Here is a 414-nt window from a genome sequence, read left to right on the forward strand (position 1 = left end):
AGCGAGGTTTTGCCGCAGCCGGATTCGCCCTTGAGGAAGGTCCACTCGCCGCGCCGGAAGCGAAGGTTCGCGGCGCTCAGGAAGGGCGTCGCATCCTCGCCCTGATGCGCCAGCTCGAGCTTCTGGATGGTCAGGCCGAAGACGGGATTCTGGCCGGCATAGCTGAAGTCGGAGCGGCCGGTCTGCCGGTAGAATTCCTGCGGCTGCTGCACGTTCTCGATGGCGTTGGCCAGTTCCGTCACGCGCTGGCTGTTGGCCCGCAGCGTCGCGATGGCCGGCATGACATGGATGAACCATGAGCACTGGCCGATGAGCGCATTGACCATCTCGGAGCCGGTTATGTAGCCCTTGAGATCGAAGCCATTGTGGATGAAGGGCACCAGGCCCGGGCCATAGGCGACGATGCGGGCGCCG

1 pseudogene is annotated in these 414 nt (G+C 64.7%); it reads right to left on the reverse strand.

Features of this window, described 5'->3' with window-relative positions:
* Window positions 1-414 (reverse strand): annotated as a pseudogene (locus EN807_RS32795) (ABC transporter ATP-binding protein/permease); the annotation flags it as partial.

It is taken from the genome of Mesorhizobium sp. M5C.F.Ca.ET.164.01.1.1, from assembly GCF_004792125.1.
Taxonomy (GTDB): Bacteria; Pseudomonadota; Alphaproteobacteria; order Rhizobiales; family Rhizobiaceae; genus Mesorhizobium; species Mesorhizobium wenxiniae.